This window comes from Herbaspirillum sp. GCM10030257 (assembly GCF_042666555.1).
Lineage (GTDB): Bacteria > Pseudomonadota > Gammaproteobacteria > Burkholderiales > Burkholderiaceae_D > Noviherbaspirillum.
Window position 1 is genome coordinate 1 of record NZ_JBHTDH010000002.1, and the last position, 15,783, is coordinate 15,783.

The 15,783-nt window shown below is 52.3% G+C and carries 23 protein-coding genes, 1 tRNA gene and 1 pseudogene; 6 read left to right on the forward strand and 19 right to left on the reverse strand.

Annotated elements, in window-relative coordinates:
* On the forward strand, window positions 1-110 hold a 110-nt coding region (locus ACFQUU_RS02510), incomplete at its 5' end, for an integrase core domain-containing protein (protein ID WP_382243339.1).
* 108 nt (window positions 111-218) lie between these two features.
* Here the strand turns inward: ACFQUU_RS02510 and ACFQUU_RS02515 are convergent.
* The 5 genes from ACFQUU_RS02515 to ACFQUU_RS02535 all read right to left on the reverse strand — a co-directional run bounded on the left by ACFQUU_RS02515 (window position 219) and on the right by ACFQUU_RS02535 (window position 3,433).
* Window positions 219-608, reverse strand: a complete 390-nt coding sequence (locus ACFQUU_RS02515; RefSeq protein ID WP_382242206.1) for a response regulator — start codon at window positions 606-608, stop codon at window positions 219-221.
* A 361-nt stretch (window positions 609-969) separates the two neighbouring features.
* Window positions 970-1,581 (reverse strand): hypothetical protein, encoded by a 612-nt coding sequence (locus tag ACFQUU_RS02520; RefSeq protein ID WP_382242210.1) that lies wholly within the window; start codon window positions 1,579-1,581, stop codon window positions 970-972.
* Window positions 1,582-1,595: 14 nt separating this feature from the next.
* Window positions 1,596-1,988: a hypothetical protein gene (locus tag ACFQUU_RS02525; RefSeq protein WP_382242212.1), complete on the reverse strand. Its 393-nt coding sequence runs from the start codon at window positions 1,986-1,988 to the stop codon at window positions 1,596-1,598.
* A gap of 227 nt (window positions 1,989-2,215) precedes the next feature.
* The gene (locus ACFQUU_RS02530; protein ID WP_382242215.1) at window positions 2,216-2,536 is read right to left on the reverse strand and encodes a hypothetical protein; all 321 of its coding nucleotides are present in this window, start codon (window positions 2,534-2,536) and stop codon (window positions 2,216-2,218) included.
* Between the two features lie 12 nt (window positions 2,537-2,548).
* A complete protein-coding gene (locus ACFQUU_RS02535; protein WP_382242218.1) occupies window positions 2,549-3,433 on the reverse strand; it encodes a hypothetical protein in 885 nt (294 codons plus the stop codon).
* Window positions 3,434-4,152: 719 nt separating this feature from the next.
* On the opposite strand from ACFQUU_RS02535, the gene ACFQUU_RS02540 reads away from it, so the two are divergent.
* Window positions 4,153-4,401 carry a hypothetical protein gene (locus tag ACFQUU_RS02540; RefSeq protein ID WP_382242221.1) on the forward strand — a complete coding sequence of 83 codons (249 nt, stop codon included), beginning with the start codon at window positions 4,153-4,155 and terminating at the stop codon, window positions 4,399-4,401.
* Window positions 4,402-4,783: 382 nt separating this feature from the next.
* Here the strand turns inward: ACFQUU_RS02540 and ACFQUU_RS02545 are convergent, their stop codons facing one another.
* Entirely contained in the window at window positions 4,784-5,689 is a 906-nt protein-coding gene (locus ACFQUU_RS02545; RefSeq protein ID WP_382242224.1) for a YihY/virulence factor BrkB family protein, read from the reverse strand.
* A 756-nt stretch (window positions 5,690-6,445) separates the two neighbouring features.
* Window positions 6,446-6,742: a hypothetical protein gene (locus tag ACFQUU_RS02550; RefSeq protein WP_382242227.1), complete on the reverse strand. Its 297-nt coding sequence runs from the start codon at window positions 6,740-6,742 to the stop codon at window positions 6,446-6,448.
* A gap of 214 nt (window positions 6,743-6,956) precedes the next feature.
* Here ACFQUU_RS02550 and ACFQUU_RS02555 point away from each other — a divergent pair.
* Window positions 6,957-7,032: transfer RNA gene (locus tag ACFQUU_RS02555), tRNA-Asn, on the forward strand.
* A gap of 56 nt (window positions 7,033-7,088) precedes the next feature.
* On the opposite strand, the gene ACFQUU_RS02560 is transcribed toward ACFQUU_RS02555, so the two are convergent.
* Window positions 7,089-7,277: a hypothetical protein gene (locus ACFQUU_RS02560; protein WP_382242230.1), complete on the reverse strand. Its 189-nt coding sequence runs from the start codon at window positions 7,275-7,277 to the stop codon at window positions 7,089-7,091.
* A 328-nt stretch (window positions 7,278-7,605) separates the two neighbouring features.
* Window positions 7,606-8,136, reverse strand: coding sequence for a surface-adhesin E family protein (locus ACFQUU_RS02565; RefSeq protein WP_382242233.1), 531 nt, complete (start codon window positions 8,134-8,136; stop codon window positions 7,606-7,608).
* 277 nt (window positions 8,137-8,413) lie between these two features.
* On the opposite strand from ACFQUU_RS02565, the gene ACFQUU_RS02570 reads away from it, so the two are divergent.
* A complete protein-coding gene (locus ACFQUU_RS02570; protein ID WP_382242236.1) occupies window positions 8,414-8,656 on the forward strand; it encodes a hypothetical protein in 243 nt (80 codons plus the stop codon).
* A 504-nt stretch (window positions 8,657-9,160) separates the two neighbouring features.
* Here ACFQUU_RS02570 and ACFQUU_RS02575 read toward each other — a convergent pair.
* The 3 genes and pseudogenes from ACFQUU_RS02575 to ACFQUU_RS02585 form a co-directional block, all read right to left on the reverse strand.
* Window positions 9,161-9,385, reverse strand: a pseudogene (locus ACFQUU_RS02575) (J domain-containing protein); the annotation flags it as partial.
* Between the two features lie 186 nt (window positions 9,386-9,571).
* Window positions 9,572-9,805, reverse strand: a complete 234-nt coding sequence (locus tag ACFQUU_RS02580) for a hypothetical protein (protein ID WP_382242239.1) — start codon at window positions 9,803-9,805, stop codon at window positions 9,572-9,574.
* 322 nt (window positions 9,806-10,127) lie between these two features.
* A complete protein-coding gene (locus ACFQUU_RS02585; RefSeq protein ID WP_382242242.1) occupies window positions 10,128-10,415 on the reverse strand; it encodes a hypothetical protein in 288 nt (95 codons plus the stop codon).
* 343 nt (window positions 10,416-10,758) lie between these two features.
* On the opposite strand from ACFQUU_RS02585, the gene ACFQUU_RS02590 reads away from it, so the two are divergent.
* Window positions 10,759-11,031, forward strand: a complete 273-nt coding sequence (locus ACFQUU_RS02590) for a hypothetical protein (RefSeq protein ID WP_382242245.1) — start codon at window positions 10,759-10,761, stop codon at window positions 11,029-11,031.
* 218 nt (window positions 11,032-11,249) lie between these two features.
* Here the strand turns inward: ACFQUU_RS02590 and ACFQUU_RS02595 are convergent, their stop codons facing one another.
* From ACFQUU_RS02595 to ACFQUU_RS02620, 6 genes are all read right to left on the reverse strand, one after another.
* Window positions 11,250-11,372 (reverse strand): hypothetical protein, encoded by a 123-nt coding sequence (locus ACFQUU_RS02595; RefSeq protein ID WP_268793434.1) that lies wholly within the window; start codon window positions 11,370-11,372, stop codon window positions 11,250-11,252.
* A 61-nt stretch (window positions 11,373-11,433) separates the two neighbouring features.
* Entirely contained in the window at window positions 11,434-12,576 is a 1,143-nt protein-coding gene (locus tag ACFQUU_RS02600; protein ID WP_382242249.1) for a mechanosensitive ion channel family protein, read from the reverse strand.
* A 193-nt stretch (window positions 12,577-12,769) separates the two neighbouring features.
* The gene (locus tag ACFQUU_RS02605; RefSeq protein WP_382242251.1) at window positions 12,770-12,892 is read right to left on the reverse strand and encodes a hypothetical protein; all 123 of its coding nucleotides are present in this window, start codon (window positions 12,890-12,892) and stop codon (window positions 12,770-12,772) included.
* A 496-nt stretch (window positions 12,893-13,388) separates the two neighbouring features.
* On the reverse strand, window positions 13,389-13,697 hold the full coding sequence (locus tag ACFQUU_RS02610) for a hypothetical protein (RefSeq protein ID WP_057291717.1): 309 nt from the start codon (window positions 13,695-13,697) through the stop codon (window positions 13,389-13,391).
* 225 nt (window positions 13,698-13,922) lie between these two features.
* Window positions 13,923-14,177, reverse strand: coding sequence for a DUF1488 family protein (locus tag ACFQUU_RS02615; RefSeq protein ID WP_156396659.1), 255 nt, complete (start codon window positions 14,175-14,177; stop codon window positions 13,923-13,925).
* A gap of 191 nt (window positions 14,178-14,368) precedes the next feature.
* Window positions 14,369-14,593 carry a hypothetical protein gene (locus ACFQUU_RS02620; protein ID WP_382242254.1) on the reverse strand — a complete coding sequence of 75 codons (225 nt, stop codon included), beginning with the start codon at window positions 14,591-14,593 and terminating at the stop codon, window positions 14,369-14,371.
* 286 nt (window positions 14,594-14,879) lie between these two features.
* Here ACFQUU_RS02620 and ACFQUU_RS02625 point away from each other — a divergent pair, with 286 nt between their 5' ends.
* Window positions 14,880-15,170, forward strand: a complete 291-nt coding sequence (locus ACFQUU_RS02625) for a hypothetical protein (protein ID WP_382242257.1) — start codon at window positions 14,880-14,882, stop codon at window positions 15,168-15,170.
* Window positions 15,171-15,248: 78 nt separating this feature from the next.
* On the opposite strand, the gene ACFQUU_RS02630 is transcribed toward ACFQUU_RS02625, so the two are convergent.
* The gene (locus ACFQUU_RS02630) at window positions 15,249-15,656 is read right to left on the reverse strand and encodes a hypothetical protein (RefSeq protein ID WP_382242260.1); all 408 of its coding nucleotides are present in this window, start codon (window positions 15,654-15,656) and stop codon (window positions 15,249-15,251) included.
* Window positions 15,657-15,783: the final 127 nt, after the last annotated feature.

Below are 15,783 nucleotides of genomic sequence, written 5' to 3' on the forward strand. Positions count from 1 at the left end.
GGCGACAGGAATACAACGACGAACGGCCGCACAGTTCGCTTGGCTACCTGACGCCTAACCGCTTTGCACAACGATTTCTAACCGCAGTTTCCATCGCGGTTTCGGACTAAGTTGGGTTGCAGGTCAATCTCAACAAAATCACGCTGAAATATATTTTCAAAATCCATATGCATGTCTTGTAGATGAGTCGTGCGGCAAGGGTGCGGCGTTAGATGAAGTCACGAAAGACCAGTGACTTTTTCGAGTGCCGCGCGAAGTGCATTGAGCGTGAATGGCTTTGCAAGGAATCGATCTATGAATTCTGCGTGCAGAGGTGTTGATTCCCCTAAATATGCGCTTGTTGCTATCAATTTGATTTGAGGTTGCAGGCTTTTGATCATTCGACCTGTGTCTAGATCTATCGGGCGTGCGTGCCCAATATCTAGCAGTACGACATCAAAATTTATTTGACGCCATATATTATTTTTGACGTCTTTCACTGTGGCAGTTTGATAGCCGCATGACTTCACCATTTCACTGATGGTAACTGAGGCATCGGGATGGAGGTCCCAAATTAAAATCAAGAACTCTTTGTTTTCTTTTGAGGTTGACTGAAGTAACTGTGACATTCTGCACTCTGGACAACGAAAGCGATTCCAAATGATAGTCGGTAATGTGTTGCCTAGGCCAATCAGTAGTCTAACTCAGAAAAATGCTAATTAGATAACGACAAAATAAATGGGGCGACGTTCCGCAATGCGCTTACTCTTCCCCCCCACGCCTAGAACGATCACTTGAATGGGTAAACGATGGGCAACTATACCGTGCAGGATTCGTGTGAGGGTAAATTGCTTTTAAGAGACGGGCTGGTTCGTGAAGACATTAGACGAGATATTGACGCGCTGAAGGTGCGTGTGGAGGAAGCGCTTGCAGCGGGCAGGGCGTGTCAGGCGTTTGTTATTTCTGAAGGCATGGCGCCATAGGCAAGATCTATTTTCCGTGTTTCACGGCCCAAGTGATGTACTGGAATGCTTCCTTAAAACCAAATGCATCACGCGTATCGTCGATGTACTGTTGATAAGGCCATTTCATGTAGCGAGTCGTCACGGATTTGGCCTTCTTTAACTGCGCGATGAGACTTGCGCTTGCGGCACCCGAGAAATCACCGTCGTTTGCGCTTGACGTTGAAATCGGTTTGCCGCCGTCTATCCGAATGGCGACTGAAGTCCCTGGAAAGTGCTCGGCCCCAATGCTGACGACGGCCTTCCCGGTCCCATGTACGTAGACCCAGAGATCTCCCCGGTGCATAGAACAGGTCTTCTTGTCAGTCATCGCATCTGTTTTGCACTCAATGTCCCAGTTACTGCCAAGTTGCTCGCCAACACCCAAATTGTTCCCTTCTTTGCCCGCAAAGATGCCGCTACCATCTGAGTAGTAAACTTTGTAGGCCACACCGTTCAAAACACCTTTTTCTACACCTTGTTCAACGGTGCCTTCAGCCGAAAATTTGGCTGTCCCAGACAGAAAATCCGCTGCCTGTGCCGATACGGCTAATAGTGACGCACATAGCGAAGAGAGAATAAATTTGGGAACTGGCTTCATGACGTCTGTCGGTACTAGTTATTGAACAGGCCAGTCTTCTGGGTCACATGCGATTCGCTCATGGAGTAGCGCTTGACCGTGTTATTCGATTCAAACAGAACCACCAGCTCTTTCTTCTTGCCGCTCGCACTTCCGCCGAACATATTGATGATGGGGACATAGCTGATCGCGTCGGCAGAGACGTTGCTGAACTCGTAGTTCCAGATTTCCAAGCCGCCATCGGTGAAGCTAGTCTTCATCGGCGATCCAAACATGGTGCGGATCTCGTTTTTAGTCGTTTTACCTTCAACGATCTTGGTGGTCACCGTCTGCTCTGACTCGGCACGCAGGGTTTCATTGCCGACGCTTGCACATCCAGTCAAGAAGATAGTGGCAACAGCAGAGATGAGTACGAAGGATTGTTTCAAAGGAAGCTCCGGTCCATTGTTGTAAAGGAATTGCTGAAAGGCAATAGCCTATACATTGAAAGACGTACTCACCATCCCATGAACATGGGAGGATTTTATTCGGGCGTCACTTATGCTTGAACTTCGTCGAGAAGATGGGAAGACAGTGGTTTGTTAGGCCTGATGCCGAATACCGGGCATAGTAATTTGCGAAGCTTTCGAAAATACAAACGGCAATTGCGTTTATCCTAATCGATGTTTTTAAACGACGCGAGCCTTTCTAGTGTCGGATCAATCTTATCAGCTTCATTCGAAGCCCATAATAGCCAAGGATTCGACTCACCGTTATTTGCCTCCAATAGATGCGCAACATAAGAACGAATCTGGCACGCTTGATTCCAAGATAGTGCTTCAGCTTTCAGAAGGTCGCGCTTTCTTCGCTCTTCCTCTTTTTGCCGCTGCTTCTCGGCTGCTATAAATCTCTCTTCTTCGCGACGTTGATCTGCTAAGACACGTAGACGACTATTTTCTGCCGCTGTTACTCGGTCGGCTTTGATGCGTAAGATCACTCGATAGACACGTCAAAAGATGGCGTTTAACTGTATATCAATCGGTCGTTTTTGTTCGTCTGAAAACCTTGTTTCACCTCCTGGATAACATACGAAAACGCGTAGGTTTCCCGTACCTTGTCTTCGTACGTTTTTTTTAATAAGGATTTCAAACTCTGACATCCCGCTAGTTGACCCAATCACTTGCTTGAGTTCTTCGGACATTCGAAGATCCACTTCGATAGCATCCAGTTTTAGTGTCAAGCGTGCTTTTGTAAGCTGGCATTCAAAACCACGTGATTCTGCTGCCTTTAGCAAAGTATCCCAAATGCATAATGCACGATCTGCGGACTCTAAAGAAACCCTCAGCGGAAGGACGCTGTCCGGTATTTCCAAGTAGCCGTGCGATTCATAGTGGCTCCAACTGTGCGAGTCGAATATCGAAAAATCTGGTTCGCGATGCTTTTTGGACTGCGAACGTTTTGCCTTTTCTGCCTTTTTCCGCGCTGATTCTAGGTTTTTCCGTGCCTGATCGACAACACGTCGGCAGTCTCTTACCAATGGGTGCGGACGACGCAAGGACATCTCCACAACGATTTGATGTTCAGCCTCACGCTCGAACGCAATGCGCTCTTTAAGCCAAATTTGCTCTATTGAATTTCGTTCTGTTGACTTCGAGGCGGGATCAGGTCGAGAAATGAACTGAGTTGGGCCGTCAAAAGGAGGCAAAAACTTACTTTTTATCGTTTGGCCAGCGGAGACCTTTGCCCAATGCCCTCGCTCTGGGAGAGGTATCGCTAGCGCTTTGCATACCTTCCGAAGGCCGTTGTCGGACAGACCGTACCGCTTCGCTAGCTGAGTCATTGGGAATTGCCAGACATCGTTGTACAGCGACTCTCGCTCAAAAACGACCTCCATACGGTTCTCCTTATTGCAAATTGTGTATTGCAAAAATTATAACGCGCATCACTCAATGACAGCTTTTTGACAGCATTTTGTTGGGAGCAATATAGATAGAGAGTCAACGGGGGTTCGAATCCCCCCCTCTCCGCCAAGACAAAACGCGTCATCTTTGAATTTCAAAGATGACGCGTTTTTTTATTTGTAATTCAGCTAGCACTATGTAGTTATTGAAGCAAGCTTGTTTTGGCCTGATTAGCAAAGGAGCGCCGGCGTTTTCCAAAGGTTTTCACGTAAATCCTATCTTTGTGATGCTTATTTCAATCACAAACATCCTAAGCAGGATGCCTTAAATCTTGCGAAGTTTCTCTTGCCAACCCAAGCGCCCACCTTTATTCCCATACATATGGGAGAGTGCCGGAAGTCGGTTTACGCTCTAATTGCGCAATATACATAATTACAACGCATCACTACAGGGAGACAACGTGCATCGCATCTTTTCCAGAACGGCACTCATCACAATTTTATTTTGATCGACTTTATTGACTGGCTGCGCGTCCATCGTAAACGGGACAAACCAAGTCGTATCTGTCGAAGCGCGACATAAAGGAACACAAGTCGTAGGCGCACAGTGCGCGCTGGTCAATCCCAAAGGGACATTTTATGTAACGACGCCTGGCACAGTGACAATTAACCGGGCCTACGATGACTTAAATGTCAAATGCGAGAAAGATGGCATGCAACCTGGTATGGCTGCGGTCAAATCAAGCACTAAGAGTATGGCATTTGGCAATATTATTTTTGGCGGCATTATTGGCGCCGCAGTCGATACCAGCTCAGGTGCTGCTTACGATTACCCAACACTAATCAGTGTCATCATGGGCGAGAGCATCGTTCAGGCGCCGCCAGCACAAGCACAATCGGCCGACACATCCGTTAAGCCTGCGGCGACGGCACCTGCAACAACCCCACTGGCTCAAAAATAACTGACAGTCTGGCTGAACTTAAACGTTCGGCCAGACTGTCAATATTTCCCGTGTTTGTGATGCTGGCCTGAGTCGCATACTTGGCATTTGCTGAAATCCTAAACGCATCAGCATGCAATTACGCGCTGTGTATTCCGCCTCCCGCGGCATCGAAATAATCTTTGAGCGTCGTCATAGCGCTGTCATATCAGACGCGTAAGATTCACTCATCTGCTGTACATGCAACCGATATGCATGATGGTAGTCAGGTACGTCCCGCTCGAACATACACGAGCGGACGTACCAACCCCTCCGCTTGCTTCCTCCCTCTGGCATCAAATCCCCGCTGGTCTTCGTGAATTCGCTTTGCCTTTACATCAGGTGATGGTGTTACGTCTGCATCCTACGCTTCGTCCGTATGAAACCCTTCGACGACATCTGTATTCGGTCCGATATCCGTGCGCTCAAACTCTGCAATCGCCTGTGCGCCAAACAAAAATAATGCGGCGGCGATTTCCAGGCTGAGCAGGACAACGATTGCGGTCGTCATTGAGCCGTACACCACATTGATTTGCGACAGCGTCGCAAAGTACCAGACAAGGAGATGCCGTGTGATTTCCCATAACAGGGCGGCTGTGACGCCGCCCACCAGGGCGTGGCGCCACATCAGTCGGCCGACGGGCATGACCATGTACACCGAGGTCAGCACAAGGATTTCCCCTCCGAGTCCCAGCAGGTAAAGGAGCACGCCCGATATGCCGCTTAATGACCATGTTCTTCCGAACAGGTTGATGCTCTCTTCGCCAATGGCTTGCAAACTGCCGGCGACCACGGTGACGATCAGCAATCCCACACCCAATGACAGGATGTAGCAGTAAGGGAGCAGGGCGGAGATCAGAAAGTGCCTGCGCCGGATCGACACGCGATGAAGAAAAATCACCGACATCGCATTCTCCAGGACAGTGAAGGCCAGTGAACTGAAAAAGATCAGCGTCGCAAACAGTAGCCAGCCGATCGTTTCGCGATGGGCCATAAAGTTTGCCAGTTCAGCGACTACTGCCTTCGACTGGCCGGGAATCAGCCACTCCAGGTAACGCCCTATGGTTTGAAGCAGTTCACCCTCGTCCACGAAATGCGATAACGCGAACAGCGTCACGATGAGCATCGGAATGATGGAAAGAAGGGCGTAATAGGCGACTGCGCCGGCTAGTAACAGGCCCTGGTTGGCGCGAAAGCCCTTTAGCGTTCGCAGGGCGAAGGCACCGGGATGTTCGAGCATCAAGCGGGTTTTTTGGTCGGTGATTTGCATGGTGAAATGCAATGATTGAAACCCTTGGACAATACAGTCTGCAAATCATTGCAAGCGAGCGCAATGCATGCTGAAGGGATACAGATTGACGTATTCTGCGCTGTACAGGGCAAGGCCGACGCGTAAAGATGTTTATGCACCTCAATGCCCCTATGCTGCACAAATCTTCATGACTGCTCCCTTAGCTAACCGTTGGCACCCGGCAGCACATCTATTTGCTCTGCGTCAATTGCAATTGTGCTGAGTGTCACATTCGGGTAATGGCTTGCTATTTATAATTTCACTCATCGGAAGTTAATTGCGCACACGGGGGGTAATCATGGGAAGGTCTTTGCACAACAAGATTCGTTTAAAGTCTCGTCCATCATTGTTGAGTAGCGCACAGGTACGTACATTGGTACGTGGCGTCGCGTGCTCGTTGGGCCTGGTATTTCTCGTCCGCAGGGATTGCAAGTAAGTTGAATACCTTGCCGGTGAGAGGCACTGTGCATTGCTGCGTAGATGGTGGCGGTAATGGTTGTGCAGGATTTGCCGGCTTTGTGCGCTGACCCTGTTGTCGATTTTTTCTTGGCGGCCAACAGATCTTGAGGCCATTGGAAAGATAGGCTCCAGTCCCTCAATGCTCCACATCGTAATAATTCAACGAGGCGCTAAGCGCCTCGTTTTGCATCCACGAGGCGCAACCAATTCTCCGGCGACTAGCCTACTATGCGCCTCAGCATCCTTCCTGATATTTCCGTCGCCACACCGGACAAATCAGGTGCCGGCGGAACCCGGATCGGCTGCCGCAGATGCCGAAGGATGATCTTCGAAGTAGGCCTTTTCTATGACGGGGTAGTAAACGGTGTTCTGATATTTCTGTCGGAACCAGCGACTCCAGTCGACGTCCTGGCGCACCGCTTCCTGTGCCTGTTCAAGCTCGCGGATCTGCTGCTTCTGGCGTGCGACCTCTTCCTGAAGGCGGCTTATGGTGGCTGCTGCTTTTTCAACTAGTGCCACAAGATCATCAAGACTGACTTCCCTGTTCGCCGCGTTTTGTTTCGGGTCTTTCATTACGATTGCTATTGATGTTGGCCGTGGAGTAATTAGGTATGCAAAGCGAACGCCAGTTCCGTAAGGCAGGTAGAGCCTCGGCGAAACCCGGCATTGCAGATGCAGATGTGATGCATAAAGCAAGGCAGTATGGCAGGCGATGCGTCGCGATGAAAGGCTTCTGAAATAAATTTTTGACTTGCCGGCAGGATCGCCTTTATAATGCGGCCTCTTTTCCCTGATAGCTCAGTCGGTAGAGCGACGGACTGTTAATCCGCAGGTCCCTGGTTCGAGTCCAGGTCGGGGAGCCAGTATTTAAAAGGCCCGCCAAATCGTATGTCGATTTGGCGGGCCTTTGCTGTTTTAGCTATGCCGATTCCATATGTACCCCGCTTTTGCCCAGCGCTTCCTTATCCAATCCGTATCCGGTCGGCTTCAATGCGGGATGCCGCACCACGAATAGCCGTGGCAGGCAGCAGATGACTGCTGCCGCGATGTAGAGATAGGCGAGCACGCATACCACCTTTATGTACAACCAAACAGAATTTTCTTTCATGTCGCCCTCCCCAGCATGACATTGGCCTTAAGTATGAGTATGGGTATGTTGAAGAGAGTAGACAAAAAGATTTTGATATGCCTTAACCACAAGTCACCTACTGAGCATTCGGTAAATAAATGACAGAGGAGCGTATTGGTGCTTTCGACCCCCATCCTACGCCGGGCGCCCCTAACCCTCCCCCTGCCCGGGGAGGGAACCGGCTCCTTCCTCCTGGCAGGGGGAAGGCTGGGATGGGGGTTGAGTGTGTCAAGTATCTACTGAACTCTCAGTAAAGACACCAGTTCCCTGTGCATGTGAGCAAAGAGCCTGACGAACCGGGTACCGTTCAGGTTCCAGGCTTGGCTTCCGCAGGGGCAGCTTTGCGTGGCGTTGGTTTTGCTGATGGCGCGTTGCGCGGTTTTGGCGCGCATGCGATCTTGAGAATCTGGTCTTCGATCGAGTCGGGTACGACATCGATCATATCGGGATTTTTCATTCGGCTGATACCGACGATGGCGCCGCCGCCAAACCGCTCGGAATACATTGATGTGTCGGCAACCCCAATGCGGGCGCCTTTGCAATCGACTACCATGCGTTCGCGGATCGACAGGTAAACCTTTTCCTTTTCAAGGTATTCTGCCGATAGCAGTTCACGGTCAATCCACAAGGTGATGTTCCCCTTGTCGCTCCTGCGGATATCCTTGTGAATGAAGACTGCGGCATTGTGTGTTTTGCCGAGTGGGCGCCAGTTCGGTGTCATTTCATGTTGCCCGCGCTGGTAGAGCTCATCGATCGTATCGTGTGAGCGGGTCTGTGCGCAGGCACCCGCTGCGGCAAACAGGGCGGCAAGCAAGCTGCCAGATATGAGCCAGGTCATGCAGAATCCTTGAGAATGAATAGATGCCGGACGTAGTTGCCGACAATGACGCGATGATAACGGCTCCAGCCGGCTCCGCAATCTGTTGTTCTTCAAGGACAGGATGGTGTACCATGAAAACATCCCCAATCCCAGACACGGGAATTCATAAGCCGGCCACGAGCCGGTTTTTTATTTAGGCGCCGCACCGGTTTATATCGGTGTGGATATGTCGAAGGCAGTTGGGATAAATGTAAAGAACCGGAACTTACGGCGAAATTTCCGTACGAAGTGACACATGACGTGGAAACCGACCCTGAGGTTCTTGATGCCCGCCGCCGAACATACTGCAAGACAACTTGAGATTTTTGTTGAAGCTGCCTGCCATTATGGATTGGTACTTGAATTGTTATCTGTCATCCACGATATGCGGAATGGACGCCAGTTGGATGCGGAAGATGCCCAACTGGTCAATACTGCTTCGATCGCTGCACTGCTGGCCAAGGTAGAGCGTTCCAATCGTGGAATTGATAGCGAGTAAGGTCTTGCCGCCTACTCGACGTATTTGACGAATTTCACTACCAAGGCAAGATTTCCAGACGGTAACTAATCAATCAATCGTGCTGCACGCTGCATAATCGACGCTACCTCGTCGAGGGTGACGCTTTTGCTTAACAACGTGCACTTTAACTCTTCCAGCTCAATGTCCACCGGGCCCTAAGGCGAGTCCTCTTTGGCTAAGCGTAGATATTGCATTTTGAAATTTTATTGTCAAGTCGATGTGTTTACTAGCCGCGATCGACTCGAACTGCGCCTCTTGAGCCCCTTAGATCTTCCTGAATAGCTTACGTCCCAATTGATCCCAGAACATGAGAGTCTTTTGTAAAGCCTTTAATAGCGGATTGGAATGGGCCCGTCGCGCGAGGAAGCTCCCGAGAGCGGAATGATGGCGATGGCGCGAGCGACGCGACGAAGACCTGCGGATGCTGCGCCCGATAACGAAATCGACATCGTCTATGCTGCCAGTTGCATGCTGGCTCTGCGCTTCCATGCGTGCAATCCACTCATCGTGTTCGCGACGCTTGGCCGGATCTGAAAGGACCGCATATGCCGAGTTGATGATCTGGATAACGCGGATCGAATCAGGGTTATCACTATTGCGATCCGGATGATATTTTTGCGACAGCGTCTTGTACGCCGCACGGATGATCTCCGGCGGCGCATTGCGCGCTACTTTCAAGTTGTCGTAATGCGTGTGGATCTGAGCCATTGGCGGCAATCCAAAGAGAAGTTACATAAAAAGGCTAACCGATGGGCAAGCAGAATATATTTCCATGGTAAGGGAGCTCAGGCATAAAACCATTGCAATTTATCAAGCCGTATAACGAAAGACCCTTGTGCGAGCAAATCACCTCAACCAGTCAATTTAAGCAGGCGATTACTTGCCTGCCTTGCGTTACACCTCTCCCTTTTCGATCATCATTGTACCAACCTGTCGCGCAGCTTCGATCGCTTTTTCATAGGTGTCAAAGGCTTCTTTAGTCGCATGTCGCTTCTCGACGACGCACCGGAAGTCGCCTTTGGCATCGTCAAATTTCAGGATGGTAATGAAAGAATCCCATCGCTGGCCACCCGCCACTTCGTGCGCGACTAAGTGCAGCTGATATTTTCCGATCGTCTCGATTTGCATCTGGCATCTCCATACAGTGTGGACTTATCCTAGCAGCGATGCATGCCAGCTCATTGACCGCTGTCAGGCGTACAAGGCTGGGGTCGAGTACCAAGCTGATCTCGGGGACGGTGTGTACGACGCGAGATGGTAGAAGCGGTATGCGTATGCGGGCTTGCCGGGAATGACGGTGTCTGGACAACGTCGGCTGGACATGCGGGCGTCCGCGCTGAAGGCACTAGCGTAAGCGCGTCGCTGTTCTGGATCTGCCCTTGTTTGCTTGGTGATTGCTGTATCGGGGTCTATCAGGACAGCCAGAGGTACATCGGGCGAGGGAAGATTTTCAGGTATTCCACCATGCACCAAGAAGGCCAATAAGGTAAAGAGCGCATCCCGCCACACCAACCATCCCCGCACTTGCCTGAAAATCGGCTAATGCCGCAGCTCCCGCGCCAATGATCGTGATCAGCCCCGCACGACGCATCAGGCGATACGGCTTCAGCGATGTTTGCTGTGAGAGCGGATGCTGATCCGATGCCGGAATGCCAGCCCCTATCGCCGGGTAGCCGCAATCGGGACAGGCTTCGGCCTGGTCTGACAGACGGCAACGACATTCAGTACATAAAATCACGGTATGGTCCTTCTATGACTTGTATCACTGTCGGTTTTTTTCCGACATACGGAAGCCATCATTATTCATGCTCACTTCTTTGCGGCCTACCCATATATATGGGAAATCGCGGGTCAACGTCAGATTCCCTTGATTTATAGCAATTTATTGTCATTGCAACGCGCCATTGTGGCGCGGCATGCATTTTGCAAGTGATGAAGGGCAATGTCATCGCGAGGTCGCTGCGAATGAACGGATTTGCTCGCTTTCATCCGCTTGTCACAATGGCCTTGCACACTGTGCCGGGCAAGGCGTGCGGGCTGAACAAGGCATTCCTTGCAGATGTTTAGTGCGGAGGATTGTGATGAAGGTAACAACCCAGATGATCGATGCGGCAATGAAGAAAGCGACCGAAGCCGGTCTCTTCCCGAGGCACGCACGCCAGGAGGACGTTTTAATCAATCAGGAACTGATTCGTATCGTTCTGCAATCGGCGCTGGAGGCGGCTCCGGTTACCGTTACCGTATTGGCAGCGGGCCAAACCAGCACATCGACAACGGATCTGAGCACACTTGCTTGCAAACGCCCGTTTACTCCGTTGAGCATGACGCACCTGCTGGTGTCGCTTCCAGGTTGAATGCTGAAGTGGTTAACCAGGAAGCAAGAAGGTGCCAATGGTGCATGCCTGCTTGTTTTTCATGCATAGATCACTTGCGGACCACTTGCTCACATTAACTGTGGTTAATCCTGTGGATAAGGCCAATGCACGCAAGCTAAGTATTTGATCTTTAAGGAAATAGGGTGCATGGTGAAAATCCGGGCAACTGCCATCGATCGGCAGCTGCCCGTGACTTTTCAGAGATACTTGGCAAGATAGATTGCCGGAAAGGACATTGCTGTCCAGTATTCGACGCTCGAACGAATCAGGTATTCATTGAAGGTATAGGCTGTACGATAGCTGTCGATATATTGCTGCATGGTATGTCTCCTCCCAGTTCGGATAAGCAATGTATCAAGGGAAACGTTCGCCGCATTTGCGTTAGCTCAAGCTCGTGTCGTCCTTGCTGGCTGCTACGCGGTGAGGGTCTTCAGCGGCCACTTCGGCACGCATGCGAGGCAGGTAGTCCGGATATTCACGCTGGACGAAGTCCACAAGGGCTTCCCGCAAGCGGCAACGCAGGTCCCAGCAGCGACCCGCGTCGCCGGCACTCACGAGTATTCGCACCTGCATGGCGCGTTCTCCAGCCTCGACCACCTGCGCCAGGCAGAGAACGTGATCCCATTCAGGCGCGGTTTCACAGATGCGCCTTGCTTCCTGTCGCAGCGCGTCCACGGGCATACGGTAGTCGACCCAAAGCGTGACGGTGCCAAGAATGTCCGCATTGGAGCGTGTCCAATTCTGGAATGGATTCTCGATGAACCATTGGAGCGGTACGATCATTCGTCGCTGGTCCCAGATGCGCACGACGACATAGGTGCCGGTAATTTCTTCCACATGACCCCATTCATTCTGCACAATCACCACATCCTGCAGCCGGATCGGTTGTGTCAGGGCGATCTGCATGCCCGCGAGCAGATTGCCTAATACCGGTTTGGCGGCAAAGCCGACCACTAGTCCGGCGACACCGGCGGAGGCCAGCAGGCTGGTGCCGATCTGGCGCAGAATCGGCAGCGTCGACAAGGCCGTTCCTGAGCCAATGAGAATGATGATCGCCATGACACAACGCGCCAGTACCTTTGTCTGCGTCTGGACGCGGCGCGCCTGCAAATTGTCCGGAACGTCTGCCGGATTGAGTTCGATGATGGTGTGTGAGATGGCCCGTACGAAACGCACTCCGAGCCAGGTAAGGGCGGCAATTAGCGCCAGGGCGCCAAGGTGCCTCGCGGTGGCAACGTTCGGCAGGCTTTCGGGGGCGCTGCGAAGAATGACCTGCGATATCACCAGAAAGAGCACGATACCTGCAGCCCGATGGCCATACTGAACCAACCGACGCGAATAGGGCAGCGAGTAAGTCAGGCGCTCCAGAACGATGATGGAGGTCCGATGAATTAATGCGACCACCGGCACGGCGATCAGCAGGTGGACGATGACGCTAACCCAGGGCATTTGGTTAACCAGCAGTACCCATGGCATGACAGTCAGGGCAAAAGCTTCAAGCCATCCGGGAGCAGGATTGTTCATAATGCAGCGCGCCTCAGTCCGAGGCCTTGTGATTCATGGAGGTGGAGTTGGATCGGGCTGAGCAATCAGGCACGATCATGGCCAGTCAGTGGCAAGTCGATGTGCCAGGACTGCGCCCTTGGGAGGCAAGCGCCATGCGGGGACGGCGCTCTTAAATGCAAACGCAAACGGTAGATCTCTCAATCTTTGCGTATTAATCGGCGACGGGATTGTGGTCCGGTACCGGATCCTCGTCCGGAGTCGGGCTTTGGTCGGGAGTTGGATCATCTCCCGGAACCGGGTCCGGCGGCACTTGATGGTTTTCAAAAATTAACATGTCTTGCTCCAATGCAGAGGGCTTCATCGTACCGTGCTTGTGCAAAAGGGACTTGAGCGAACTCAGCGCAAGAGGTCGCAAGCGTGCGACGCCATGCGCAGATTTGTTGAATCAGAACAAGAAAAGAAACTCGCCTGCAAGGAATGTTCTTCGACTGACTTGGCGTGTGCCACTTACACACTTACAGTACGCTGGCAATCGATAAACCTTCAGCGAAGCACATGACATTACGCCCGCGATTGACCAAACGGGAAGAACCAGCTGCGACAGCCTTCACGCGTCCGCTGTGAAGTTTTCATGTGCCAGGTGGAAGGGCAGACGGCGCTTTCAAGCTGACAAGCCCGGTTAACGGCCGGGCAGCGGTAACAATGGCTATACGGATAAGAGACGGATTTTTTCCAACACCGTCCCGTCACCGGCGCACCTACGATCGTTAGCAGAAGCCTGCAAGAGCAGGCGCCGGCATGCGCGTCGCTACGGTGTGATCGCTTCCAGCTCAGGCGGCCGAATTGTTCTTCGGCTTGAATTGCTTGTCGCTGATACGGAACTTGTTACGGCGGTCTCCCATCAGCTGGCGCAGATCGCGAATGCTCAGGTCCGATACTTCGTGCATGCGGATCAGCAGAGATGCGCCGACCGGCAGGCGGCGATGGCGGATCTTGCTGATCAGCGGTGGAGCAACCTCAAGCGCGCGAGAGAGGGCGGCATCGTTTTTCAGATTCAGCTTTTCGATCAGCGATTCCAGCAGATTGTTGGGATCGTATTGGAACTGTGCTGAAGCGTTCGTTTCTTTAACTTGGTTCATGTGGACTATTCCCCGTTCTGGTTCAATCTGGGTTTTATTCTGACCATTCGCCCAGATGTCTTTTTGATAATTCTCAGAGGAGCATGCATCTGCATCCGTGCGAGAGTGGGTGCTTGCGTAGTGCGTGCGAAAACACAGAACCTGTGCGCGCACTGCGCGAGCTGCTGCATAAACCGTGCTTGATACACGGCGTCTTGATGCGATGCCGGCATGGCCGGCACTGCGTCATACGAAATAGGCAGCACCAAGGACAAGCGGCGAGCCGCTCACACCTGCGACGACGAGGCGTCGTGCCACGCTATGAATCTGGTCCTCGAATGCGCGGTAAGTCTCCATGAAGTCAAGCTGACCGCCCTTCATGCGGCGCAAGTGAGCGAGGGCGTTCTTCGACACCAGGCATTCACGATCGGCGAAACCAACTTCTACCGTAAAGGTCACGCCTTCTTCTGCGACGCGCGGTTCCGACATTGTCTTGTGCATCGTTGTCTCCATGAGGTGAGGATTGCAGAAATGGAACTTGATGTGCTTGATGGTAATGAGCCACTACAGTGAAGTTTTGATACCACTCAAGCTACTGCACGCATGGATACGAAGTGGCGCAGGTATGGTGTGAATCTTGTTGACGGTGCGGCGATGCCTGTCACACAAAGCCTGCGCCAGGGCCTGCAGAGTCATGTCGGCGCCTGGAACAGCGTCATATCCCATTCGCGTGTGGCGAGCAGATAACGAAGGATGTAGGTGGCCTGGTCGGAGCCGGTAATCTTGAAATAACTGTGATCGGCAGCGAGCCAGCGATCGATCACCTGGATGACTTCGATGCGTCGCTCGCCTAGCGTGAAAGCGATTGGTTCACGTTCTCCATGCATACCCTGACGAGTTTCGACCTGCAGGTTCATTATGCATCTCCTCGGTAGACCGCTCGGTGTCGCCACTTGTCGTCGCTTCCCCTCGGGCGGCCTGATGGATTGTCACGTACGTTCCATGCCTGCCCGTTTGGCAGGTGCAGGCGGCGATCGTTCCCGCGAGGGGAACGGTGCTATGCTGGCGTATGCCGCAGCATATAGCGAGGCGAGGCACCGTGAGGTCATGCGACGGTGCCGAAACTATAATGACGTCGACGGATCCGTCGCGCAGGCGAGCACCGCGATCTGCACTCTTTTGCACTCAGTTGGAGAATAAACGATGTACCTGGACCATCCGAAAATCAGCGCAACGAATAGCAATACCGAACCGGATCGCATCGAGCGTCTTAATCGTGTCTATGGCTATGCGCTTGCCGTCGCCGACTTGGCGGGTGACCAGCAGTTCCTTGGGAAGCTTTCACAGCTGCATGATCACAAGGGGACCTTGATCGTCGTGTGGTTTGAGGAGCCTAGCGAGGACCAGAAAGCATTCTGGCTGAAGGCGTGGATGAGCAAGGTGGGCGATGAGAGCGCACAGGTTGAGCATGAAGTGAAGCCGCCCGGGGCGTGAACAGCCCACCGGTGCAAGTGGCCAGCGGTTTCCGTCGCATCGGTCATTCGGGGCTCGTCGTGGCTGAACTGGCAGTTTTTACTTGGATGACGGTACCAGCGAAATGACATTGTTGCTGGAGATCTGATCCTGGATCTGTTCGATTTCCGCAAGCAGCGTCATCAATGCACGCAGCCATGGATAGCGATTGAAGCGTGCCGTGCGGTTTGCCAGTTCAAGGTCGGCGATGAACTGCGAGGACATGACATGCGGATGGCGTGTGCTGCATACGCCGCCATGCAACTGAGCGCGCTTGCCCAGATAGGCAAGGGCACAGGCTCGCTTGTACGCGGCAACGCTGCCATAACGCGTAGCAATCCCCTTGTCCTCCTTGCATCGATTGACGCAATCGACGTAAGCTTTCCAGTCACCTTCACGGATTTCTATCGCGCCGGCTCTGGACGCGGATGAAGTTGCGACATCATTTGAATCGAGTACTGCTGACACACTACCTCCCTGGCATTGCGGTGCGGGTTGTTCGTTGCTGAAACGGTGTGGTTTGACGCAGCGCCGCAAACAAAAGTTCACACGGGAAACGGGGAAGCACACATCCTGGACATGCCGATACCAGACA